A 25,058-nucleotide genomic window follows, 5' to 3' on the forward strand; every position below is an offset into this window, starting at 1 on the left:
TTACGGATATCAGGAGTCAATGTATGTTTGATTATGAAACGCTGAAACTTACCTGGTGGGTGCTGGTCGGCGTATTGCTGATTGGCTTTGCGGTGACCGACGGCTTCGATATGGGCGTGGGCGCGCTGCTACGCATCATCGGCAAAAACGACAACGAGCGGCGGGTGCTGCTGAATACCGTCGGCCCGCACTGGGATGGCAACCAAGTCTGGTTCATCACCGCCGGCGGCGCCATTTTCGCGGCCTGGCCAGTGGTTTACGCCGTCGCATTTTCCGGTCTGTACTGGGCGTTGCTGCTGGTGTTGTTCGCCATGTTCTTCCGTCCGGTTGGCTTCGAGTACCGCTCCAAAATGGAAGATCCACGCTGGCGCAACGCCTGGGACTGGGGACTGACCGCCGGCGGCGCCGTGCCCGCGCTGGTGTTCGGCGTCGCTTTCGGCAACCTGTTCCTGGGAACGCCATTCAAACTGGATGAGTTGATGCGCTCCGAATACACTGGCTCGTTCTGGGCGTTGCTGAATCCGTTCGCGCTTCTGTGCGGGGTCGTCAGTCTAAGCATGCTGGCCATGCACGGCGCCGCATATCTGCAAATGCGCACCGAGGGCGAGCTGCGTCAACGCGCCAGTGGTTACACGCGTCTGCTGGCTTTGGTGGTGGCGGCCGGCTTCACTCTGGCGGGAATCTGGTTGTACTTCGGCATTGAAGGATACGTCGTCACCGCCAGCGCTGATGTCGGCGCCGCCATGACGCCTCTACAGAAATCCGTCGAACTGAAAGAGGGCGCCTGGCTGGCCAATTACGGCAAATATCCAATCACTCTGGCGGCGCCTATTCTGGCCTACACAGGCTTGCTCCTGACGCTGGTCATGACCGCCGCCCAGCGCAGCGGACTGGCTTTTGTGGGCAGTTCCCTGGCGCTGACCGGCATTATCTGCACCGCCGGCTTCAGTCTGTTTCCCTTTGTGATGCCCTCCAACCTCATGCCGGGACACAGCCTGACGCTGTGGGACGTCACATCCAGTGAGAAAACCCTGAACATCATGTTCTGGGTGGCGATGATTTTCGTGCCGATCGTGCTGTCCTACACCCTCTGGGGTTACTACAAGATGTGGGGACGACTGAGCACGGACTTTATCGAAAGCAACAAACACGGCGTTTATTGAGCCCGCAATGGCGAACTGAAACGGCATTTACGATTTAGAGGAGAACCGGATATGTGGTATTTCACCTGGATTCTGGGCGTATTGTTGGCGTGCTCATTCGGCCTGATCAACGCCCTGTGGCTGGAAGTCACCGAGAACTTCGACCGCGAACCCGACATCAAGGATTAACCCATGAGCCATCCCGTCGACTACATGGCTTACGGGCCACTTTACGCTGGATGGGCGCGGGGCTTGTCATTGCTGAGCGCCCTGGCGCTGGCCGCCATGGCGTTCGCCGCGCCGCAGCTCATCGCCGCCAGCTCAGCGGAACTCAAACACGGCCTGCTGACGCTATGCCTGTGGGGCGTCAGCGCCGGCTTCGTCCACGGCGTCGGCTACGTCCCGCGCCTGACAATCTGGCGCTGGACGCTGGGCCCCTACGTAGGCTGGCCAGTGATGGCGTTATGCGTGTATTTGTGGGTGATGTGAGCCGGAAGCTTTTGTAAGAGAGAAGCAGAAAAAGCCTGCGCAATGTAGGCTTGAATCAGGATAGAGAACCGCGATTCATTTATCCGACATTGAATGCTGAAGCCATCATTTGTCGATCAGCTCGGCTGATACCGACGCTTTTGGCCACCGATTCCCACTGGCTAACACTGTGCAGCACTTCATCCTTTATCGCATTCGCTTCACTGACGCCTAGTTGAAAAAACTCGATCACATCCATCGCTAAATCGTAGTCCAGGCTATTGTCATTATCAGTAATATTCAAATGCAGCCCATTAGAGGGTGTAACAGGATTAATATCGTAAGCCGGAGATAAAACCCATCCTCCCTTTTGATAGATAAACCCATGGTTACGCAAGTGATCATCCGTATTGGAAATCGCAATGTTAAAAATGATACGACGCCATAGTTGCGCCAAATCATCTCTGGTGTTGGAGCCTCTCTCAGTAAGAAACTGCGCCAATTCGATGTAACTGGCGTCGTAGTCGCCATCATAGTAACCAAGCTGCGTTAATGCTGAGGTGAAATGCAGGCGACTCGTAGCAGTGCGATCAAAACGCTGGGTTAAAAACGTGTGGTGATGGCTATTGAATCTCTCAATTCTGCACGGAGCCATCACTATCCCCGCCGCCAACGCCAATTGATAAGCCGTAAACTCCCACGCAGCAATGTCATGGTCGTCATGGCGACTCGGAAATTTAGCGATCCACAAGTGATTCGCCTCATCCACCACGCTTGCCTTGGGGCGAGCGCCACCTAGTGATGAGCCTGGCGACATCAACATGTAGAGCCATCTTAGATACTCGGGATCATCACTGTTGCTGTCTTCTACTTGCTGGGCGGCGTACTCCAGCTCCCTTAACGAGGATATGGGCGGGGCCGCCAGTCGCTCGTCGTTATCAAGAAAGGCGCCCTCTATTGACTGTTTAAATCTCAAGGCGCCTTGGCGATAAAGATCATGGACGCCGAGGAGATAGTCCATCTCATGAAGCACCTTGGGGCGCCTTTCCTGCTGACGCGCTAAGATCGCTTCGCGACGGTTCATCAGCAAGCGTCCCCAACGATCAGGACAAGAGTCCAGAAATGCGCGAAAGTTATTTGAGTTTGAGCTATGTTGCTCGCCGGAGAACAAATGGAGGTCAGGGTCTATTTGCTGTGCGCTGGGAAGCTTCAGCCACCCCTCATCATAATGAAAGCTGAAATGCTCTCTATTCTTGGTGACAGTAGAGCGGAGTCTCCCAACCAAAACTGGTTCATCGAATTCCTCCCAGTCAGCAAATACAAAGACTTCAGTGTTCATTTTTGCTTACTCAGAAGCTTAATATCCTGTAGTTTGCGTCCCAATTCATCGTCACTAGCCACTTTCGCCAAGTCCTCTACTAATCCTAGTACGCCTAATACCGCCACATAATGCCCCATAGACACTTTGGCGTCTCCTTGCTCGATTCTGCGAATAGTTAACCGACTGAGCCCAGTCCGCTCGGAAATCAGAGTCTGAGTATAGTTTCTACGCTTTCTGGCCAACTTTATGTTCTCACCTAACTGTGAGAGAACCTTTTGGTTCTTGGGAAAAACAATAGCGCTTCTTTTTTCACCAGGCATATAGAGTGATCACTACAGTTATCAAAAGGTGTTATTTTGATAATTATAGGAACCACAAAAGAATATAGCAAAGAAACTTTCTGATCACTAAAGCTACCAAATTGTCAGAAAAAGATAACCATAAGTCTCAGAAGACTGACTTGGAATCGCACCAGCTATTAGCGCCAATAACTGGTTCAAAAGGAAAAGCCGTTAAGCTACAAGGCGGGATGGTACTGAGTCCGCCCCCGGTTAAAGGGGCGGACTGGGTGGGTTTAGTTTAGAAGCGGCACACCAGGGTCCAGCTGCCGTCGCTGCCTGGGGTGGATTGGGTCCACCAGCCTGCGCGGTAGACGACCTTGTTGTGGGACATCAGGTCGCCGGAGCCGGCATGGGTGGGATTGCCTTGCCAGTCGCTCTGGGTCCAGTTGGGATAGACGTTCACTTTGCTGGGATCGACGTTGGCGTCGGCGCAGGAGCCGCCGTCGTTACCGCCATCATCGCCACCGTTGTCTCCACCGTCGCCATTATCGCCGCCATCCAGAGAGCCTGCGGGCAGTTCCGGGTGCTCTTGTTTCAGAGCGAAGGTGGCGCCGCCGATTTTCACTCTCCAGCTGGAAGGCGTCGACATGGGCAGCTGATAGTTGAGCGTGATGTCCATGCTCTCGCCGTCCGCCAGGGCCTGATAGTTTTTCAGGGTGAACGCCACCTTGTGGTGATCGTTGTCCAGACCGCCGATGTTGTTGCCGGAGCTGTTAGCGCCGCTGGCGATGACTTTCAGACCGACGCCGCTCTGATCGCTGATAGTGTCAGGGATCGCCGTAGGCACGTTGAACTCAAAGGTGGCTCCACCAGGGATGGTCTGACCCGAGTTGTTGGTGATCTTCAGTTTGGGATTGATCGGATAGTTCTGATCGCCCAGTTTGAAGCCGCTGATGCTGTACTTGATGTCCAGACTGGTCGCCGGCACGTCGGAGCCGACCTGATCACCGTATGGCGTCGCGTTTTTGAACGCGTCATAGAACTGCGTAGTCAGGGTGTCGCCCATGAAGTACTCACCCTTGTCCGCGTTCCAGTCGTAGTCGCCAGCCAGTTCCCAGAACATAACGCCGCCAATGCCGTTATCCGCGACATACTTGGCTTTAACGCCAATAGACTCTTCATCTTCGATGGACAGGAACACGCGTTTTTCAGCATTCCACAACCAAGGCGCCACTGCGGTCGAATCATAGTGGCGACTGTAGGAACCGGTCAGCACATCGGTAGGATCATTGGCCGGATCAAGGCCGTAGTCCGCGATGTAACTGCCCGCCACGCCTTCCGCCAGGTTCTTGGCGTGCCACAGCGGGTTGGAGCCGGCGCCCATCTCATTGCCCTGTTTATCCAGGTCATGCCAGATGTTGTCGATGCCCACGGCGCCATGGCCGCAGTCATTCTTATCGCCAGAGCCGGTGCCGGGAGGACAGTTGTTCTGATCCGGCGCGGAAGCCGTGCCCCACAGACCGTTGTCGCCGCCGTTCACGCCCTGCCAGCCGCGGGTGTAATAAGGCACGCCGATATTGATGCGCCCCGCCTGCATGGTTCCACGGAAATACTTGTAGGCCCAGTCGGTATTCAGATAACCAATGCGCTGATACTGAGAGGTGTTGTAGTAGTTCCAGGCTTTCAACTCCACGTCTTCGCCGGTGTCATACAAGGCCGCGTTGGGACCAACGAACTGGTTCCAGGCGCCGTGCAGGTCGTAAGACATGATGTTGACGTAGTCCAGATACGGCGTGATCTGCATCACTTCCATGCCCCGCAGCAGATATCCTGAAGAAGGCGAAGCGATGGTCAGCATGTAGTGCTTGCCGTCTTCCGCTGAGGCGGCGTCCAGCTTCTCACGCAGAGTTTTCATCAGTTCCACGTAAGAGGCCATCAAACCAGCGCGACGGGCGTTGGCGATGGCGAAATCATCCGGGTTGCCGGCGTCATTCATGCTGGTGGGATATTCATAGTCGATATCCACCCCGTCAAAGCCATAAGAACGCAGGAACGCCACCACCGAATCGGCGAAGGTGTTGATGCCCTGCTGGTTGATGCTGTTATCCGCATTGGTGGTCATGGTGTAGAAGCCGCCGCTGTCGACGCGCTTGCCGTCATCGTCGAAATAGCCGCCGGTTTCCGCCCAGCCGCCAACGGAGATCAGGGTCTTCACGTTGGGATACTGCTTCTTGAACTTGTTCAGCAGGTTGAAATGGCCCTTATAGGAATAGCTCGGGTCCATTTCCGCGCCTTCCACGCCATCCCAAGTGAGACCGGTGGCGGGGTTGTCCGGATTATTCACATTGCCCACGGAGATCTTGTTGTTTCCGTCTACATGAGCAAAGGCGTAGTTAATGTGGGTCAGCTTCTCCCAGGGAATATCGCTGGCCAGATAGGACGGCGCGCCATTCTTACCAGTGCGCCAGGACGTGAAGTAGCCGATGATGCGACGGGGATGATCCGCGCCCATTTTTTCGCGGCCATTCTCGTCATAGATGCTGCAGTAGGGCACATCGACGCCGGGAGTCTGATACAGACCTTCAGGACGGCAGTCTTCACCGCCGGGATCGGTTCCGCCGTTCACTTTGATGGCGACCGCCGGCGCCATGCCGCTCAGCCCCTTATCGTCTATCGCCTTGGCGGCGATGCTATGGCCGCCGGCCTTGGCTTTCCAAGCCATTTCGTAAGGCGCAGCGTCGTCCTCGCCGATCAGGGCGTTGTCCACATAGAACTCCACCTTGCTCACAGAGCCGTCCGCATCCGCGGCGTCAACGCTGATATTGACGTTGTCGTCCACATTGAATTCTTCACCCGCTTTGGGTGAGGTGACGCTGGCCGTAGGCGCTTGATTATCCGGTGGCGTATCACCGTCGGTGACTTTAATGCTGGCCTTGCCGGTCGTCGCGTCCGCATTATCGTCATCCACAGCGGCGGCGCTGACAGTGTGGGCGCCCAGCTCCGCCTTCCACTCAACGGAATAAGGCGCGCTGTCGTCTTCGCCGACCACTTTGTCGTCCACCATAAAGGTTACTTTGGCGACGGAGCCGTCCTCATCGGACGCGTCTGCGGATAGCACGACAGTGTCGCCGACGGCGTATTCAGAGCCGGACTTAGGCGCTGTCAGCGTCACGCTGGGCGGTTTGTTGTCGACAGGACCGCCATCATCGCATTGCCCCAAAGGCTTCCACTCCTGCCAGTCGCCGGAATGGGTTTCAGGATCAGCGCCCTGCGACCAGTAGGCCGCCTGATAGGCGCTGTTTTTGTGCTTCACTTTCGCGCCGCCGTTATATACGGCGCCGCTGTCCCAGTCGGAAAGGCCCGCGCAATCATAGGCGAACGCCGATTGGCTGAGGGCTCCCGCAGCAATCAAGGTGGCGGTCAGCAATTTCATTTTCATAATTTATAGTCCTTTTGCGGTCGCGGGCTTCATTGTCCCGCTGTTTGTTGTTTTTCATCAGTCACGACGGTGACGTCGAAAAAGTTCTCCACGCAGCTGCGATAGTCGCCTTGCGCCAGCGCGAAGTACGGGGTCTGATAGCCGACCAGCTTGCAGGCGAAAGATTTGCCTTCGGGCATGTCCGGGTAGTAACCCCAATCCTGATCCCAGTACACCTGCAATGCGCCGGAGCCTTGGGTGTCGAAGCTTTTCTGATCTTTACATCCCAACTCTTCGTTGGCGCCGATGGCGACGTTGAGCGCCTGGGCGTGGTTGCGGTAATAGTCGATGCGATTGACGGATTGCGGCTTCTCATAGCCATGACCGCATTCGATGCCGCCATTGATGATATTGGTGGTGGCGCCGAAGCCGGGTTTGATGCCCAGTTGCGCATCGTGAGCGTTAGGCGTCCAGGTTCCATCCACCACGTGCAACATGCTGGGTTTCGGAGACGCCGGATACACAAAGAAGAACACGGCGGAGGCCAGGTTGAGCCAAGTGTCTGCGACTTTTTCAGGATCGTTCAACAACACTCTCACATCGCCGTACATGGCCTGGGAAAAGGGGCCATAGTTGTAGTTATAACTGAGCTGCTTGGCGCCACGGCCGAAATATTTCAGATAGTCGCCGCTGGCGTCCTTCCCGCAAGGCCAGGTTTTGCCCTGCCAGGTGTCCGGACTGCATTCCGCGTTGTAACCGCACCCCGAGTTATTCGCGTCGCATCCGGCTTCTCTGACGAACACCAGACCCTGACGCCACTGTGGAATAGAGGAATTACCATCATGGCCGCCAGTTTCCTGAGTGAAGTGAGCGAACATGGTCGCCAGGGATTTACGGCAGATAGCGTCGCTGTCGCGGCCGTCATCATAGGTGGAGCAGAATCCTTTGAACTTGCCGACCGCCCTCAGAAAGCGGGTGTAGGTGTAGGACTCATGACGCTGCGGGAAGGTCTCTTCGAACTGTGTGGAAGACATGATGCTCTCCACGCGCTTGACGTTCGCCGGATTAGAAGCGGCGCCGGGAACAATCGCTTCGACTTGAGCGTTATCCAGGGTTTTGACGGAGTCTTTGACTTTGTTGAACTGGGGCGTATCGGTGAGGCCTGCTTCCGCGGCGTCCAGAGCAGACGCTTTCATGCTGTAGCCGCCGCCCGGCAGCGGTTGCGGCAAATCGCTGGCGCTGTCGTCGCCATCTCCCGGATTATCGCCGCCATCGCCGGGGCTGTCGCCACCACTGCAGGAGGCGTCGCAAAGTCCTACTTGCTTCCAGGGGCCCCACTCTCCTGAGGCGGTGGGATCATCTCCCTGCGTCCAGTAGCGGGCCTGAAAAATCGTATTGGCGGTGTGCGCTTGATCGCCGCCCTGATAAACAGCGTTGTTTTTCCATTCCGGCACAGCAGCCATGACCACTGCGCTGGATAGACAGAATACAGAGGCTAATATCCCCATTCCGAATCTGAATTGAGTACGCATAGTTATTTCCTTGAGGCAAAACGTCCCGGCGTTTACGGGACTCCTTATTGGATTTTTGTAATAAGCGGCCCGAGCCGGTTTACTGGGCTGCGCCTTGTACGCCTCGTTAGGGCTATATTGGACCGCCTATACCGTACCACTTATATCAATGGACCTACCTACCACATGAGATTACTTATTATTGGTATCTCAATGGTATATATTAGTACACGAATTGGTATCATCCAGAAAGGTATTTTTTCTATGCTATTTGGCGGATGAAGTGAGTGGCCGCCAAGACTGAAAGGCAATACGCAACAGTTTGTTTTATTTGATTTTCGCTTAGGGCAAGCGTTATTTAATTGAGTGGAACAGAAAGGAAAAACAAAGCGACAGGCATAAGAGGCCAGACCCCTTATGCTTTTTTATTCTGAACAATCACACCTGAAACGCGGTGGAAAGGGTTTTAAGTTCATCCGCCAGACGACTTTGCTCGCCGGCGGCGGCGGAGATTTGATCCCCGGCTTCCGCAGCAACCTGGGATTTTTCGCCAATCGACTGCATCTTGGCGGCGATATCGCCGCTGGCCTGCGCCTGCTGCTCCACCGCCGCCGCGATCTGCAACGCGCGCTGGTTGATATCATGAATCGCCTCCAGAACGTCGTTCAACACCTTACGCACTTCACCAGCGCCCACCACGCTCTTGCTGACGGAGTCCTTGCTTGCCTCCACTTTCAACACCGCCCGGCCGCTCTCGTCCTGGAAAGCGCGGATCATGTCTTCAATTTCCGTGGTTGAACTCTGAGTGCGTTGCGCCAGAGAGCGCACTTCATCCGCCACCACGGCGAACCCCCGTCCCTGTTCGCCCGCGCGCGCGGCCTCAATAGCGGCGTTGAGCGCCAACAGGTTGGTTTGTTCCGCAATACTTTTGATGACGTCCACCACCTGGAAAATGCGCTCGCTGCTATCGCGCAGACTACGAATGCTGGCCGACGCCTCACCGACCTGCGCCGCGACAGTATCAATAGTCGTCGCCGCCTCCGAGTTCAGCTGATTGGCTTTGCTCACCAACGTATCCGCGGAGCCGGCCGCGCTAGAGGCGCTGGATGTGTTCTCCGCGACCTCTTTGATAGAAGCGCTCATTTCCTCAATAGCGGAGGCGACAATGAGCGTATCCTGCTTCTGCGTACTCAGACTGTCCGCCGTCGTCGCCACTGTGACGGCGCTCTCTTCCGCCACCGACGCCAATTGCCCGCTGCAGGCGGAAATCCGGTGCACCGCGTCGCGGAAGTTATCCAGCATGTCGTTCAACAAGCTGGCGATTTCCCCCAGCTCATCTCCCGCCAGAATCTTCGCCCGACTGCGCAGATCCTTGCGAATGGACACCGCGCGCATGGTCTCCATCAAGCTGCTCACCTGCTTGTGCACACCATAAGTCAGAAAGGCGGCCATGCCCCCGACGATGGCCAGAGAAATCAGAGTCAGCGTGCAATGCCACCACAATAACTTCAAGTCATCGTTCTTCACCTTTTCCGCCAGCGCCAGGACGTCATTCGTCAGTTTTTCTTCAATGTTTTTCAGCAGGTTAATACGACCAGTGGACTGCTTGAACCAGTCCGCCGCATCCTGCTGCAACTCACCGCTCAGGGCGAAACGGCGATACTTCTCTACCTGTTCCACCGCGCCTCCCTGTAAGGTGCGCTTACGATATTCAACTTGCTCGGGTTGGGCGAATTGATCGAAGGTTTCCAGATAGGCATTCTGCTCGCTGATCAGCCTAATGAACTTCTCATAATTTCCAGGCGCGAACTTTCCTGCGGCGAAGGTATTGCTGAGCACGGCGCGTTCGATTCCCGCCCGTTCCTTGCCCTGTAGAAAGTTATAGTAAGCCATCAGCGCCGAGCTGATTTGGGGCGTCACCGCGTCATCGGCGACCGTGGCCGCAGAGGACAGCAGCAATGCGTTTGCCTTGGTGTAAAAGCCAATGGCTTCGGCGGCGGGAATATTCAGACTGTCCACCCGTTGCCGAATCTGCGGCATTTGCGCTAACAAATCATCCACGGTTTTCATCAGTTCCAGCAGTTGCGGCCTGACGATCATGTGGCGGTGCATTTTCAGGAAGTCGGATAATTCAGATCGGCGCTGATCGGTCAAAGTGCGCTGTTCTTTGAGGGTGTCGCCGAATGACTTGCCTCCCGACCCCAGATACCCGGCGCTGGCGCCGCGCTCTTTTTGCAGTTCGTGGGTCAGATAACTGCTTTTCCCCGCCAGCGCCACCATGTAGGTAAGGTCATCCGCTTGCCGGTATTCGCGCAGAGACTCGGAAATAATCACATAGGCCAGTATCAAGAGACAGGCGGCGGCGGGCGCCACCAGTAAAACAAGCTTCTGAAAGAAATTGAGCTTCATGAGCCACTCCGTCTGCTGGGGGATATCCATCAAGACCAATAGTCTGACGCGCGGACGCTTAATGCGTCCGCAACGTCTTAAACAATAGACTATCCGCCCAATTTGCCCCAAAGACGAAGCATGCAGAATGTTCTGCGCGGTGAGATTACACAGTCTGGATCAGCGGGAGAACGCTTCTTCGGGAACAAACGATCGCGGCGTGGGCAGATTACGGTTGTTCAGCGCAGGCGCCCAGGACAGCTCCGGCGATAGCGAGCCCAGAGAAGAATCTCCGCGCTGACGCCGCAACCAGCGTTCCTGTCGTTGCAACATCTCCCGGTATTGCGCCGGGGGCATGCCGGTCCAGCGTTGAAATGCGCGACTCAAGGCGCTTTGCTCAGAGAAGCCGACCTGCACAGCAATCGCGGCGAGGTCGAGTTTTGTGGTTTGCATCAGCGCCAGGGTTTGCATGAACTTGCGGCGGTCCAACAACATGCGGAAACTGGCGTGCTCGCTTTTCAGTTGTTTGCCCAGCTCAATCGGCTCCATGCCCAGTCGCGACGCCACCATTTCCATACTGGGAAACAGTTCTCCCGGTAGATTCGCCAGCACTCGGTTAACCTGCGCAGAGACATTGCGGGAGCCCGGCCCAAGCATTTTCAGCAGACGCTCTTTCAGCGCTTCGAAGACAAGCCTGTCACCCACGCAGAGGGTGTCGCGATTGGCGCCTTCCAGGGAAAAGCGCACCGAATCCACCGGGCTGTGAAAGCTCACCCGGCAGCCCAGCTCTTTTTCATACTGCACCGGATCGCCAACGGGCGCATGCTTGAAGGTGACCAGTGTTGCTCGCGCCTTGATGCCGGAGATGCGGCTGCCCAGCGCTTTCCAGCAACTGATAAACGCCTCCACCAGATGATCCAGCATGAGTTTGCGCGGCCAGTTGTCTTTGAATACGCAGGTGACGGCGTCTTCCTCCACCACCAGTTGCAACTCTCCGATGGAGCTGACCGCCCGTTGCGCCTTGCGCAGCACGGACAACGCCTCCTCTACGGAAGGCGCTGAGCTGACGATATAGCCCAGAATGGAATAGGTCGAGGCGTCGATTTCCGCCCCGAACCTCAACCCCATATAGGGATCGCGGGTTTCCGACAGCGCCCGTGCGGTCAGCTCGTTGAGCATGCGCGCGGGAACCCAGCAACGTTCGTCCAACAACTCCCTTAACCCCTTCACCGCGTCCACCAACGCCTGCTCATCAAGCCGGCTCTCTCGTAAATAAGCGAGATATGAGAATACGAAGCTACAGTGAATAGATGGCTCAACACCCTGTTTTACGAACGACATAGACACTTCCTTACTACAACTAAAATCGATTACGTCCTTATGATCACGCGTGATGGCAGGCGACGCGGCGTTGGCCGTCCGCTACCTCACGCAGTTCCGGTTTGGTCTCTTCACAGACCTGCGTCGCCATGGGGCAACGGGTGACGAAGGGGCATCCCAGCGGGGGATTGATGGGCGACGGTAAATCCCCTTCCAGCAACAGTACGTCCTTGCCGCGCTCCAGTTCCGGATCTGGAATCGGCACCGCGGAGATCAACGCTTTGCTGTAAGGATGCAGCGGCTCCCGATACAGATCGCGACTGTTCGCCACTTCCATAACATGTCCCAGATACAACACCATGACCCGGTCGCTGATGTACTTCACCAGGTTAAGGTCATGGGCGATGAAAATCAGCGACAGGCCCAGCTCCCGCTGCAGCTTTTTCAGCAGATTGACGATCTGCGCCTGAATGGATACGTCCAGGGCGGACACCGGCTCGTCGCAGATGATCAGGTCCGGCTCCAGCACCAGGGCGCGGGCGATGCCCACACGCTGACATTGTCCGCCAGAGAACTCATGGGGATAACGGTTGACCTGATTGGCGTGCAGACCGACCGTCTCCATGATGCTGACTACTTTCGCCTCCCGCTCCGCGGAAGACATCTCTGGATAATGGGTCTTCAACGGTTCGGCGATGATCTCCCCCACAGTCATGCGCGGCGACAGCGAGGCGATGGGGTCCTGAAACACCATTTGCAGTTTCTGGCGCCGCTTGCGCAACTGCGAAGGCGAGAGTCCGAGCATGTCCTCTCCCTGCCACACCACTTTGCCCTGCACGTTCTGCAGCATGCCGAGAATCGCACGCGCAAGGGTGGACTTGCCGCAGCCGGACTCCCCTACTATGCCGAGAATTTCCCCTGGATACAGGTCGAAACTGATGTGGTTCACCGCTTTCAGCTGCAACGCCTCTCCCCGCCAAGGCCAGACGCCGCCGCGCGGCAAATCGAAGCGAACGCAGAGATCCTGAACTCTCAATATCGGGTTGGCGCTGCTCATTGGGCGGCTCCTATCATCATGTCGGCATTACCTTTGTTCTTATATTGCAACTTCTTCATAACACATCTCCGCGCACGCCGGCCTCCAGCTCCAGACGCGCGCCGGCGGCGGGCGGCTCTTTTCTGTGCGGCGGCGTCCAGGGCTTATGACAGGCCCGCAAACGCGACCCGGACAACGCCTCCAGCGCAGGGACGCGCGCCTCGCACTGCTCGCTCGCCTCGCAGCAACGCTCCGCAAACGGGCATCCCGTCGGCGGATTCAGCAGATTCGGTGGATTGCCGGGAATGGAGTAGAGCTCATCGCTCTCGTCATCCGGTCTGGGAATCGCTTTCAACAGTCCCTGGGTATAGGGGTGGGACGGCGTTTTGAAAATATCCAAAGTAGAGCCGTATTCCATCATACGCCCGCCATACATGATCATGGTGTGATCACAGGCGCCGGCGACAATGCCCAGGTCATGAGTGATTAGAACGATCGAAATGCTGAGTTCCCGCTGCAGCTCTCTCATTAGATGCATAATCTGGGCCTGAACTGTCACGTCCAACGCCGTGGTCGGTTCGTCCGCGATCAGCATCTGCGGATTACACAGCAGCGACATGGCGATCATCACCCGTTGCCGCATGCCCCCGGAAAACTCATGGGGATACATGTTCACCCGCTCCCGCGCCTGCGGGATGCGCACGGCGTCCAGCATACGGATGGCTTCATTGAGCGCGTCCTTTTTCGACATCCCTTTATGGTGCATCAGCACTTCAGTCAGCTGATCGCTGACCCGCATAAAGGGGTTCAGCGAAGTCATCGGGTCCTGAAAGATAATGCCGATTTCTTTCGAGCGGATGCGATTCAGCTCCTGCTCGCTCAGGCCAATCAGTTCACGTCCATTGAATTTGATGCTGCCGGACACATGGGCGTTGCTGGCCAGCAGCCCGAGAATGGCGAACACGCTCTGGCTTTTGCCGGAGCCGGACTCCCCCACAATGCCCAGGGTTGCGCCTTTTTCGACGCTGTAGCTCAGTCCGCTGACCGCCTTGACCGATCCTTCGGGAGTGCTGAAGGACACGCTTAGATTTTCTACTTGCAACAATGTCATAACCTTCGCCTCAATTACCCTTGGGATCCAATGCGTCGCGCAACCCATCGCCGATGAAGTTAAAGCAGAACAGCGTGGCGATCAGCAGCGTCATGGGAAACGCCAGCATCCAGGGGGTGCTGCGCATGTTGTCGGCGCCCTCAGAAATCAATGCGCCCCAGGAGGTCTGCGGCTCGGAGACGCCCAGGCCGAGGAAGGAAATGAATGATTCGAACATGATCATTTCCGGCACCAGCAGCGCGGCGTAAACGATAACCACGCCCAGCAGGTTGGGAATGACATGTCGCAGGATAATCACCATGGGATGCACCCCAACGGTGAACGCAGCCTCAATAAATTCCTTACGCTTCAAACTCAGGGTCTGACCGCGCACGATACGGGCCATGTTCAGCCAGCTCACCGCCCCGATGGCGACGAACATCAACAGCACATTGCGCCCGAAAATCGCCATCAACACGATGACCAGGAACATAAACGGAAACGCGCTGAGCACGTCCACCAGCCGCATCATCAGGCTGTCGACTTTACCGCCGACAAACCCGGATACCGCGCCGTACAGGGCCCCGATGACCACCGCCACAAACGCGCCGAGCACGCCGATCATCAATGAGATCCGGCTGCCCTGCACTGCTCGTTGATACAGATCGCGCCCCACATGATCGAGGCCGAAGTAGTGCCCGCTTTCCAAATTGGGCTGCCCTTGTTCGTAGATATTGCTCAGGCGCCCCCAATCAATGGTTTCGTTGCTCCAATCTGAGGCATAGTGCCCCAAAAGAGAGAACGCCAGCAGCAGCGCCAGCACGCCCAGGCTGATCAACGCCGCCTTGTTGCGCGCGAAGCGTCTGGCCGCGTCCGCCCACAGGCTGCGGCCTTTGTATTTACCCATGTTGGCGGCCATCGCCGCCACGCCTTTGTCTTTGCCCATCAACAGCATGATTCGTATTCCTTGTTATCCGATTCGCTAGGTTCGCCGCTATCAGTAGCGGATGCGCGGGTCGAGCACGGTGTAGAGGATGTCCACTAACGCGTTGAAGAAAATGGTCAACGCGCCCACCAGAATGGTGACGCCGAGAATCAGGGAATAGTCGCGATTAATCGCGCCGTTGACGAAGTGCTGGCCAATGCCGCCAGTGGAGAACACTTTATCGACCACCACCGAGCCAGTGACGATGCCAACGAACGCCGGCCCTAAATAGGAAATGACCGGAATCATCGCGGGCTTGAGGGCGTGTCGCAAAATAATATGACTGCGCGGCAGCCCTTTGGCGCGGGCGCGCTGGATAAAGGTGCTGTTGATAGTTTCGATCATGCTGCCGCGAGTGATCCTGGCGACCTGCGCCACATAGGATGTGGCCATGGCGACGATAGGCAGAATCAGATACTCGATGCGCCCGCCTTCCCAGCCGCCGGCGGGCAGCCATTTCAGGTACACCGCAAAGATCATGACGCACAACGGCGCCAGCACGAAGTTGGGCAGCATGACTCCAGACATGGCGAAGGTCATTCCCGCGTAGTCAGGCCATCGGTTCTGATTGAGCGCCGCCACTACCCCAATGCCGATGCCGAGAAACACGACAATTACGAAAGAGAGCACCCCAATGTAGGCGGATCTGGGAAAGCTCGATGAAATCAGTTCATTGACCGTATGGTCTTTGTATTTGAAGGAAGGCCCCAAATCTCCTTGCGCCAGATCGCCAAGATAATAGAGATACTGTTTCCACAGTGGCTGGTCTAAATGGTATTTGGCTTCGATGTTTTTCATCACTGCTTCCGGGACCTTGCGTTCATTGGTGAAAGGTCCGCCGGGCGCGGCGTGCATCAACGTAAATGAAATAGTGACGAGTATCAGCAGCGTAGGAATCGCCACCAACAATCTTCTGATGATGAAGCTCAGCATGTTTTTATTTTCCCACTAGAGTAGAGCCGCCTGCGTGCGCAGGCGGCTAAAACTGACTTATTGCGCCTTGATGTACATATCTTTGGCGTAAGCGATGTCCAGAGGATTATTAGTGGCGTATCCGCCGAGCTGAGGGCTGACCATACGCAGGCCGCGGTAGAAGTAGATGGGCGCCACAGGCATTTCTTCGCTGAGGATCTGCTCCGCTTTCTCATAGAAAGGCGCAGGATCTGTGGAGTTGCGCGCGTCTGCAAGCAGTTTGTCGAATTCTGCATTGCTCCACTTGCCATCATTGTTGCCGCTGTTGGACAACATCAAGGTCAGAAAGGTGGAGGCTTCGTTATAGTCGCCGTTCCAGCCGTAGCGGGCCACTTTGAAGTTACCGGCGGCTTTTTCGGTCAGGAAGGTTTTCCATTCCATGTTGGTCGGCGTCACGATGGCGCCCAGTTTTTCCTTCCACATCTGGCTGATGGCGACGGCGATGGATTTGTGGCCTTCGCTGGTGTTATACACCAGATCGAACACCAGGGGGTTGTCCTTGTTATAGCCGGCTTCGTTGAGCAGACGAACCGCTTCAGCGTCTCTTTCCGCCTGGGTCATTTTGCTGATTTCAGGCGCGACATAATGGAAGCCGTTCACTTCTGGAGGGGTGATGCTGTAAGCGGGAGTCTGCCCGCCTTTGGTGATGTATTTGACGATGATGTCGCGGTCGATCGCATAGCTCAGCGCTTTACGTACGCGCACGTCGTCGAAGGGTTTTTCCTGCAGATTGAACTGATACATGTAAGTCGCCAGTTTTGGCACGGAGATCAGCTCATCGTTCATGTCTTGCTTGATGCGCTCCATCTGGGAAACCGGCACCGTGTTGGTGTGGTGCATCTCACCGGCTTCAAAGCGCTGCATTTCGGCGACGGTGTCGTCGATGGGCAGGTACACCACTTCATTGATGATGGTGTTCTCATTGCCCCAGTAGTGTTCATTGCGTACGGCGACCATTTTTTCGCCGACACTCCATTCTTTCAGCTTGTAGGCGCCGTTGGAGACGATGTTGCCAGGCTTGGTCCAGTCGCCTTTGTATTTTTCCACGGCTCTCTGTGGCGAAGGGAAAGTGGTGTAGTGGGACACCATGATGGGCAGATAGGTCACCGGCACTTCCAGAGACACCTGCAGGGTGTAATCATCCAGCGCTTTCACGCCCAGATCGGTAAGCGGTTTTTCGCCGTTGACGATGGCGGTGCTGTTGGCGACGCCGGCGACTTCCATGTAGTAAGCGTAGTTGGAGCCGACTTCAGGATTAACCGCGCGTCTCCAGGAATAGACAAAATCATTGGCGGTGACGGGTTCGCCGTCACTCCATTTGGCGTTGTGGCGCAGCTTGAAGGTCCAGGTTTTGAAGTCTTCGCTGGCGCTCCAGCTCTCCGCCACTCCGGGCAGCAACTGGCCGTTGGGACCACTGCTGGTCAAGCCTTCGAACAAATCATTAACGACGGCGCCGCCGACACTGTCATCCACCAGTTGAGGATCTATGGAGCCGGGCTCCGAACCATTACCCCTTACCAGCACCTGCTCCGCGGACAACGGCTCTCCTGTCGTCGGGTGCATTCGCGTTGTTGCGCTCCCAGATTGCTTCGCCCCCGACTTTGTCTCCATCTGACTGACTTGGGCGGCTTCCGCTTTTGGCGCGACGGAAACCGGTTCATCACCGGAACCGCCGCATCCTGACAAGGTAAAGGCAGCGGCCAACATGGTCGCGCCGGCAAACAGGTGTAATGTTTTCATAGATACTCGCAAACTCCTTAGCTATTTATTTTGTTCCTGAACGGTTAGCTGCATCGCGCATCGCCACGCACTATGCCGTCAGCCCCCTGCTCTCACAGGGGAACCAACGGCGAGTGGCCGGAAAGCTTACGTATAACCGCTCCTGAACGGACGATGACTCAGATATGTCGTGTGAATGTTTTCAACAAGAAGAAAAACAGATTCAGAGACTTCATGACTTCCCGTCCTGAAGCGCATCTTTTTCTTTGGCGAGAACATCCCTTTTTTTGTGATCGATCCAATCGGTCACCAGTCCATCCAAAACATTTAACGGAACGGCTCCGTCACGCAATACAATATCATGGTACTCGCGAATGTCGAATTTCTCACCTAATTCCTGCTTGGCTTTTTGTCTTAGCGACTGGAATTTAAGCATGCCGATCTTGTACGCAGTGGCCTGCCCGGGCATGACAATGTAACGCTCAATGGACCGGACCACGTCGCCGCGGGCGTTAGGCGTATTCTCCGCCAGATAGTCGATCGCCTGCTCCCGCGTCCAGTGCTTGGCGTGAATGCCAGTGTCGACAACCAGACGGCAGGCGCGCCACAGTTCCATGGACAAACGTCCAAAATCCGCATAGGGATCTTTGTAGAACCCCATCTCTTTCGGCAGCAGTTCAGAGTACAGTCCCCAGCCTTCGATGTAGGCGGTGTAGTCGCCAAACTTGCGGAAGGTGGGCAGCTTATCCAGCTCCTGGGAGATGGAGATCTGCATGTGGTGACCAGGAATGCCTTCGTGGTAGGCCAACGCATCCATCTCATAAATGGGCATTTCGCTCATCTTGTAGAGGTTGGCGTAATACAGACCCGGGCGATCCCCTTCCAGCGCTGGCGCTTCATAAAACGCCTTGCCCGCCTCCTGCTCTCGGAACGGCTCCACCGCTTTGACCTTCAGGTCCGCCTTGGGCAGCGTCAGGAACAGTTTGGGCAGGTTGGCTTTCATATCGTCGATCAGCGCTGTGGCCTTCTGCAGATACGCCTGTTTGCCCTCTTCCGTTTCCGGGTAATAGAACTGCTTGTCCTCACGCATGAAGGCGAAAAACGCCTGCAGGTCGCCTTTGAATTTCACCTGCTGCATGATGGCGCGCATTTCATCATGGATACGGGCGACTTCCTTGAGGCCTAGCTGATGAATCTCTTCCGCACTCATATCCGTGGTGGTGATGCGACGCAGCGCGTTGGCGTAGAACGCATCGCCATCGGGGAATTTCCAGACCCCGGCTTTGTCGTCAGCGCGCTTTTCCAGGTCAGCCAGATAGGCGATCAGTTTTTCGTAGGCCGGCTTCACCGACGTCAGCAGCGCTTTATTGGCTTCCGCGATCAGAGCCTTTTTACGCGCATCGGGAATGTCCGTCGTAGCGACTTTCGCAGAGAAGTCCGCAAGCAGGGCGCTCTCTTCCTCGCCGCCGAAGGGCTTGCCGCTGATGATGTTGCGGCTGGACTGGATCACTTTGGGAAAGACAAAACGCGGCGGAATCACACCCTCGTCCGCCCGCAACGCCAGCTGCTCAATAAGCTGATCGAACAGAGCGGGAATGCCGTTAAGTCGACTGATATACGCCTCTGCATCCTTCACGTCGTCAATGCTGTGCTGATTGATCAATAGAGAAGGCGTATCGGAATGGGTCCCGAACATCTGGTTTACCGGATAGTCGTAGTGACGCCAGCGGTAGTCTTCAATCTGCGCTTCCAGTTGCTGTTGCATCAACTGATAGCTCAGTTGGTTCGACGAATTGAGACGCAAGGGGTCCAGCGCCAGCAGATCCTGTAAATCCGCCTTGGCGATACGCAGCGATTCCTCGGCGAACGCTTCGCTCATGTCGTCCCATTTGTCGTAGTCAGTTTTGATGCCCAGATAGGACTGGAAGGTGGGGCTGCGCGACACCCAGCCTTTAAAAATACGGTCGAACAAGGCTTCCGCCTGTTGATCCGACGCTTCTGTCTGCGCCATCGCGGGTACGCTCCCTGTCTCCGCGGCCCAGGCCGCATTAGTGACAATGCCGCCGCCCAGGCTCAAGGTGGACAGCAGCACGCAGGAATACAGTTTTAACTTCGCTTTATACATCCGTTGGTTTCCATTCACTCATACAGTCCCCGTCCCATGACTACCTGGACGGGGCGCTCGTTGCTTAAATCGCCCGGGAGTCCGCGCCGCCTTTACTGCTCCGCGCCCGCGGTCAGAAAGCTGATCCAGCGTTTCGCGGCAGGAGCGCTGGCGTCAAAGCGCGATGCTTCTCGCATCGTCGCCAACGCCTCCTGGGACTGCTCCAGGTTGTAATAGGCCTGCCCTTTCAACAACAACGCCCGGCCTTTCTGCTCCTCGCTCATGTCTGTCGCGGGCGCGTTGAGCAAATCAACCAGCGCGCGATAGTCTTCGTTCTCATACAGCTGATAAGCGAGATCCAGTTGGGTGTCCCCGGTGACTTGTTGTTGCAGGGCGGCTTTGTAAGCGTCGATGGCGCGCTTGCGTTCCCGCGCCTGACGCCAGAAGCCGGCCAGCTTACGCAGGTTGTCGCCGTTGCTGACGACCACGCCGCGTTGCATGCCGTCCTCCATGATTTTGCCGGCGCGTAAGGGCGCATTCTGGTAGGCGAGATAGTTGGCGAGATTCACGAACTCTTTTTCCTCCTCCAGCATATCGCGTCGGTAGGCCATTTCGAGAACGGCGACCGCCGCGGCGTCCTTTTTGAGTTGCATATACACGCCGGACAACTGCTTCCAATACTGCTTTTTCTCCGGATATGCAAGCAGCAACTCCTTGAGCACGTTGACGGCCTGATCATATTCCTTGAGTTCATAATGGGCCGCCAGCAGCAGTTGCAGCCAGGATTCCTGCGCCTTGCTTTCCGTTGCAATGGCCTTGCGCACCACCGGTATCACCTTGGCGTATTGCTTCTGCTGGGAGTAGCAATTGGCCAGCGCCAGATACACGGCGGAGCCGGGCTTCTGCTTGGCCTGCTCGCTCTCCTGCAGATAGATCTCCAGCTGCGGCGCCGCTTTCGCGAACAAGTCCTGCGCCATATACATCTGCGCCAGGTTGTAGCGCAGCTCCCGCGCCAGCTCAGGCGGCAATCCCTCCACCTTCATGGCTTCCTCGAACACCTGCATGGCCTTCCCATACTGGCTGCGGGCGGCGTAGAGATAGCCCAAAGTACGCAAGACTTCGATATGGTCGAATTTTTTGCGCTTGCTGCGTTCTTTCTGCTCCAGCAGCAATGCTTCCGCATCGCCGTATTTTTCCTCGGAAATGTACTCCCTGGCTTTCACCACTTTTTTGTAGGTTTGCGGGGAGATTTCCATGCCTTCGGCGCTACACAGCGCGGCGGCGGTCAGCAACCATGCGGACAGACAGATCAGCACGCCCGTGCGGACTGCTTGTTTCATCGAATATGAACGGATATGTGTTGTCATCTGCGTCCCCGTTCCTAAAGAGTGAAGTCAATACGTTGTCGAGCCCGGGTGGCGACGGGCTTGCCGTCCACCATGGCGGGCTTGAAAGTCCATTTGGAAATACACTGCTTGGCGGCTTTGTCGAATATCTTGCGCGGCTCCGACGCCACCACTTTGATGTCTTCCACCCGACCTTGCGCGTTGACGGTGAATTCCACTTCCACCCAGCCTTCTATTCCGGCGCGCGCCGCTTCCCGTGGAAAGTCCGGCGGGAAGGTGGCTTTACCGATGACGCCGCTGTCTCCGGCGGAACTGGCCGCCATCCCGACCTGCCCCATCTGTCCCAGAGCCAGTCCCAGGTTGGCGTCAACCCGGGGCATGTCCACTTTGAGTTGCGGCGTCTGCGGACGCGAGGCGCTCTGCGTGGTCTTCATTTCCGGCGGAGGCGGCGGACGCTTCGGAGGCGGCGGTTTCGGCAGCTCCCGTTTGCGTTCCTTGACCGGGTCTTCCTTCTGCACCCGCACGAAATCGATCATACCGATGTCGTCCTTGTCCGCCAGTTCCTTGCCGTCATTGTGGATGAGCTGATCCATCAGCCGAAACAACCCCAGTACGGTGATCAAGGCCAGGCCTAATGCTGCTGCGAATCTGAATTTCATAACGATTTTCAACGAGGCCTACTTTTTCACTGCAGCGATGGAGATGTTCTGCACCCCCGCCATCCGCACCTGATCCATCACTTCCACCACGATGCCGGAACGGGATTCCGTATCCGCCTGAATCACCACCGCGCCTTCCGGGTTTTCCGCGCGCAGACGCTCCACATTGGGACGCACCTGGGCCACTTCCACCTTGCGCTTGTCGATCCACACCGCGCCATCATCCGCGACGGCGATCATGATGTTGCCCTTTTTCACCGTCTGCGCGGTATTGGCGCTGGGGCGGTTAACGTCAATGCCCGCTTCCTTGATGAACGACGTGGTGACGATAAAGAAAATCAGCATGATGAATACGATGTCGAGCATCGGCGTCATGTCGATGGCGGTGTCTTCCGACTCCGCGGAAGCATATCTTCTTCTCATTGTTCTATCCCCTGGCCCGACTCCCCGCCGGGCCGCCTCTAGTCTATATCCGCGTGTGCGTCTGTTTGCTGCGTCAATTCGTCGCAGGCGTTAGTGATGCTGTAATTTGTCGGTCAGCTCCCGGGTCACTTTCTGGGCGCGCTTTTCCAATTGCACGGCGAAATAAATGCCGGACAGCGCCGCCATCATTCCCGCCATGGTGGGAATCGTCGCCTTGGAAATGCCGGACGCCATCGCCCTGGGGCTGCCGGTGCCGGTGACGGCGAGTACGTCGAACACCTGCACCATCCCCACCACCGTTCCCAACAGTCCCAACAAAGGACAGAGCGCGATTAGCGTCTTGATCAAGGGCAGTGACTGATGCGCGCTAATGGACGCCTGCGAGATCAACGCGCGGCGCACTTGCTGATTGTTCCAGGCCGCGGCCTCAACACGTTCGCTCCATTGCAGCAAAATGCTCTTCGCCTGAGCCGGAAAGCTCATGGCGAAGAAGAAGTAACGCTCCAGAATCAGCGTCCACAACAGCACGGTCAGGACGAAGATGGCGATCAGCACGTCGCCGCCCAGGCCCAGAAAGCGCTTGATGGACTCAATTTCGTCAAGAATGAACCAAACCATAATTCCAGCTCCGGCTAGCGCGCCGCTTCCGCTTCTTTATGCAAGGCGATAAAGCCTGCGCTCTGTTCTTCCAGCGTCTGAATCAGACGGCGGCTCTTGCCGTTGACGAGGGTGTGGGCGAAAACCAGGGGCACCGCCACAATCAGCCCCAACATGGTGGTGACCAGGGCTTCGGAAATACCGCCCGCCATCAGTTTGGGATCGCCGGTGCCGAACAGGGTGATGGCCTGGAACGTGGCGATCATGCCGATGACCGTTCCCAGCAGCCCTAACAGCGGAGCAACAGAAGCGAACAGCTTGATGAAGCCGACGCCCTTCTCCAGTTTGGGGGCGTTTTTCATGATCACTTCATCCAGTTTCAGCTCCAGCGTCTCCACATCCGCGTCTTTGTTATCCTGATAGGTTTGCATGATGTCGCCCATGGGATTGCCGCGAATCACGTCCTTGGACTTAAGCTGTTTCTTCACGCCGGACTGGATGTAGCTGAGGCGCAGGTAACCGAACAACGCCAGCAGCAGACCCACCGCGCCCAGCGCGAGAATCACATAGCCTACGGCGCCGCCCTGCTGAACGCGTTCTTCCAAACTCGGACTCTGCACCAGCAGCGACAGGATCACGCCCCGTGAGGGGTCAATGAAAAACGGCTGATAACCGTCATTGGCGTTTTCCAGACCCGCCGCCAGTTCCAGCATGGCGCTTTCCGGCTGCCGTGAGAGCTGCTCGAATTTGCCGGTCTGGGCGGAATAGTTGAGGTACTTGCCGTCCGCGATGGCGTTGAATGTGCCGATGCGGGTGACGCTTTTCTCCGCCTGATCGCCCTCGCCGTACACCACGGTGGCGTCGAAACGGGTGACTTCTCCCGAGGCGGTCATGGCCTGATAAAGCTCAATCCAGAACTTCTCCAGCTCATCGATAGATGGCAACGCCGTGCTCTCCGCCAATGAACTCATCAGCGCCATGCGCTCCGGGTATTGCGCCGTGACCATGGACGCCTGAAACACGCCTTTGGTGTCGTTGGCGGTCTGCCGCACCAGGCCGAACATCTCGCCCAGGGAGCCTTTACGCTGCTCCAGGGTTTCCTTCAGTTCGGTCAGCTGTTTTTCGTTGTCATCGTAAGCGGTTTTCAGGTTGTCCATACGGGCCTGCTCCGCCTTCAATTCCGCCTGAGCCTTTGCCAGCAGCGCCTGACGCTGATCTTTCTCCGCTTTGAATTTCGCTTCGCGGCTTTTGTTTTCTTTGGACTCGGTGACCCGGTCTTCCTTGATCTGCTGTAACAGCGCCTGTAGGTCTTCATTGGTGCCGGCTTTGACAGCGGTAGTCGCCAACGCCGCCGCCAGAATGCAACTGGAGACAGTTAAATGTTTGAGTATTCTCATCACTTCGCCCTCGCAGCCAGCACAGGTAATTTAATCAACGCGGGCGGCGCCTGTTTCTTGGCGATCTTCAGCCCTTGCGACACGGCGGAGCGGTAGGTTTCCGGCAGCGCTTCCCATTGTTTTTTATCTTTGTTCCAGTGGCCGGTTTCCGCGCCATCCGGCGTTTGATACATCAACGCGATACGGCCGATGCGCAGGAATTCGTAGGTTCTCAGTTGCTCGCCTTCGCCGAGGCTGGCCTTGTAGGCTTCGATGGTGCGACCGTATTCGTTCTCCACCTCGTAAGCTTCCAGAATTTTGCGGAATTTCTCTGACGTGGACACATCAGCGCGATCCATCAGGGCGCGCAGATCCGCCACCCGCTTGCGCCGTTCATCCATCTGGAAGGGCACATCCGCTTCCACGAACTGCTCCAGCGCCGACACCATGCGCAGCATGAGCGGAACCACTTCCGTACGCGTCTGCTCCAAGGCGGAAATCTGCGTATTCAGAGAGCTCAACTCCGCCTGTTGCGAGCTGACAATGCGCTCATTCTGATCGTTATAGGCTTTCAGGCCTTCGATCTGGCGGATGACGTTCTTGTACTCGGACAACAATTCGTCGGACTGGTCCGCCAGTTTGTCCACCCGCGCCTGAGATTGCTGCGAGGACTGAACCATGGCGGTTTGCGCGGCGACGGACTCGCCCAGAGTATCGGCATAGACTGGCAGGGACAGCGTCAGTCCCGCCAGGGGCGCTGCAATTAGCAGTTTGGAAATCGATCTGATCTTCATAAGTTTCAATAATCTTGCAAAAACTATCATCGTCGACTCCTGAAAAAGACCCCGCCCGAAAGCGGGGCGACTACAGGAAAACGACCGTTGTAGTCCGACCAGGCCGCC

The 25,058-nt window shown here is 56.5% G+C and carries 21 protein-coding genes; 3 read left to right on the top strand and 18 right to left on the bottom strand.

Features of this window, described 5'->3' with window-relative positions; genetic code table 11:
- Window positions 1-23: 23 nt before the first annotated feature.
- Genes cydB through EUZ85_RS27545 form a run of 3 tightly spaced genes read left to right on the top strand, consistent with a single transcriptional unit; the run spans window position 24 to window position 1,631 of the window.
- Entirely contained in the window at window positions 24-1,163 is a 1,140-nt protein-coding gene (gene cydB, locus EUZ85_RS27535; RefSeq protein ID WP_127973337.1) for a cytochrome d ubiquinol oxidase subunit II, read from the top strand.
- Between the two features lie 51 nt (window positions 1,164-1,214).
- Complete coding sequence (cydX, locus tag EUZ85_RS27540; protein ID WP_127973338.1) at window positions 1,215-1,331, top strand: cytochrome bd-I oxidase subunit CydX; 117 nt, start codon at window positions 1,215-1,217, stop codon at window positions 1,329-1,331.
- Window positions 1,332-1,334: 3 nt separating this feature from the next.
- Window positions 1,335-1,631, top strand: coding sequence for a cyd operon YbgE family protein (locus EUZ85_RS27545; protein ID WP_206617960.1), 297 nt, complete (start codon window positions 1,335-1,337; stop codon window positions 1,629-1,631).
- A gap of 79 nt (window positions 1,632-1,710) precedes the next feature.
- Here the strand turns inward: EUZ85_RS27545 and EUZ85_RS27550 are convergent, their stop codons facing one another.
- From EUZ85_RS27550 to EUZ85_RS27635, 18 genes are all read right to left on the bottom strand, one after another.
- A complete protein-coding gene (locus EUZ85_RS27550) occupies window positions 1,711-2,949 on the bottom strand; it encodes a type II toxin-antitoxin system HipA family toxin (protein WP_127973339.1) in 1,239 nt (412 codons plus the stop codon).
- Window positions 2,946-3,251 carry a helix-turn-helix domain-containing protein gene (locus tag EUZ85_RS27555; RefSeq protein WP_127973340.1) on the bottom strand — a complete coding sequence of 102 codons (306 nt, stop codon included), beginning with the start codon at window positions 3,249-3,251 and terminating at the stop codon, window positions 2,946-2,948. The genes EUZ85_RS27550 and EUZ85_RS27555 overlap by 4 nt, the downstream gene beginning before the upstream one ends.
- 259 nt (window positions 3,252-3,510) lie before the next feature.
- Entirely contained in the window at window positions 3,511-6,651 is a 3,141-nt protein-coding gene (locus EUZ85_RS27560; RefSeq protein ID WP_127973341.1) for a chitinase C-terminal domain-containing protein, read from the bottom strand.
- Between the two features lie 29 nt (window positions 6,652-6,680).
- Window positions 6,681-8,162: a glycoside hydrolase family 19 protein gene (locus tag EUZ85_RS27565; protein WP_127973342.1), complete on the bottom strand. Its 1,482-nt coding sequence runs from the start codon at window positions 8,160-8,162 to the stop codon at window positions 6,681-6,683.
- A 417-nt stretch (window positions 8,163-8,579) separates the two neighbouring features.
- Window positions 8,580-10,550 carry a methyl-accepting chemotaxis protein gene (locus EUZ85_RS27570; protein WP_164887382.1) on the bottom strand — a complete coding sequence of 657 codons (1,971 nt, stop codon included), beginning with the start codon at window positions 10,548-10,550 and terminating at the stop codon, window positions 8,580-8,582.
- A 159-nt stretch (window positions 10,551-10,709) separates the two neighbouring features.
- Window positions 10,710-11,870 carry an AraC family transcriptional regulator gene (locus EUZ85_RS27575; protein ID WP_127973344.1) on the bottom strand — a complete coding sequence of 387 codons (1,161 nt, stop codon included), beginning with the start codon at window positions 11,868-11,870 and terminating at the stop codon, window positions 10,710-10,712.
- A 43-nt stretch (window positions 11,871-11,913) separates the two neighbouring features.
- Window positions 11,914-12,906: an oligopeptide/dipeptide ABC transporter ATP-binding protein gene (locus tag EUZ85_RS27580; protein ID WP_127973345.1), complete on the bottom strand. Its 993-nt coding sequence runs from the start codon at window positions 12,904-12,906 to the stop codon at window positions 11,914-11,916.
- A gap of 55 nt (window positions 12,907-12,961) precedes the next feature.
- The gene (locus EUZ85_RS27585) at window positions 12,962-13,996 is read right to left on the bottom strand and encodes an oligopeptide/dipeptide ABC transporter ATP-binding protein (protein ID WP_127973346.1); all 1,035 of its coding nucleotides are present in this window, start codon (window positions 13,994-13,996) and stop codon (window positions 12,962-12,964) included.
- Between the two features lie 10 nt (window positions 13,997-14,006).
- Entirely contained in the window at window positions 14,007-14,930 is a 924-nt protein-coding gene (locus EUZ85_RS27590; RefSeq protein WP_127973347.1) for an ABC transporter permease subunit, read from the bottom strand.
- Between the two features lie 42 nt (window positions 14,931-14,972).
- Window positions 14,973-15,893 (bottom strand): oligopeptide ABC transporter permease OppB, encoded by a 921-nt coding sequence (gene oppB / locus EUZ85_RS27595; protein WP_127973348.1) that lies wholly within the window; start codon window positions 15,891-15,893, stop codon window positions 14,973-14,975.
- Window positions 15,894-15,950: 57 nt separating this feature from the next.
- Complete coding sequence (locus tag EUZ85_RS27600; protein ID WP_127973349.1) at window positions 15,951-17,672, bottom strand: peptide ABC transporter substrate-binding protein; 1,722 nt, start codon at window positions 17,670-17,672, stop codon at window positions 15,951-15,953.
- Between the two features lie 211 nt (window positions 17,673-17,883).
- Entirely contained in the window at window positions 17,884-19,776 is a 1,893-nt protein-coding gene (locus tag EUZ85_RS27605) for a DUF885 family protein (protein ID WP_241566878.1), read from the bottom strand.
- A 92-nt stretch (window positions 19,777-19,868) separates the two neighbouring features.
- Window positions 19,869-21,122, bottom strand: a complete 1,254-nt coding sequence (locus EUZ85_RS27610; protein ID WP_127973351.1) for a lipopolysaccharide assembly protein LapB — start codon at window positions 21,120-21,122, stop codon at window positions 19,869-19,871.
- Window positions 21,123-21,136: 14 nt separating this feature from the next.
- Entirely contained in the window at window positions 21,137-21,760 is a 624-nt protein-coding gene (locus tag EUZ85_RS27615; RefSeq protein WP_206617961.1) for an energy transducer TonB, read from the bottom strand.
- An 18-nt stretch (window positions 21,761-21,778) separates the two neighbouring features.
- Window positions 21,779-22,183, bottom strand: a complete 405-nt coding sequence (locus EUZ85_RS27620) for a biopolymer transporter ExbD (protein ID WP_127973352.1) — start codon at window positions 22,181-22,183, stop codon at window positions 21,779-21,781.
- Window positions 22,184-22,273: 90 nt separating this feature from the next.
- Complete coding sequence (locus EUZ85_RS27625) at window positions 22,274-22,801, bottom strand: MotA/TolQ/ExbB proton channel family protein (protein WP_127973353.1); 528 nt, start codon at window positions 22,799-22,801, stop codon at window positions 22,274-22,276.
- 14 nt (window positions 22,802-22,815) lie between these two features.
- Window positions 22,816-24,177 carry a MotA/TolQ/ExbB proton channel family protein gene (locus EUZ85_RS27630; protein ID WP_127973354.1) on the bottom strand — a complete coding sequence of 454 codons (1,362 nt, stop codon included), beginning with the start codon at window positions 24,175-24,177 and terminating at the stop codon, window positions 22,816-22,818.
- Window positions 24,177-24,950 (bottom strand): DUF3450 domain-containing protein, encoded by a 774-nt coding sequence (locus EUZ85_RS27635; protein ID WP_127973355.1) that lies wholly within the window; start codon window positions 24,948-24,950, stop codon window positions 24,177-24,179. The genes EUZ85_RS27630 and EUZ85_RS27635 overlap by 1 nt, the downstream gene beginning before the upstream one ends.
- Between the last annotated feature and the right edge of the window lie 108 nt (window positions 24,951-25,058).

The sequence above is a fragment of the Hahella sp. KA22 genome, assembly GCF_004135205.1.
GTDB lineage: Bacteria > Pseudomonadota > Gammaproteobacteria > Pseudomonadales > Oleiphilaceae > Hahella.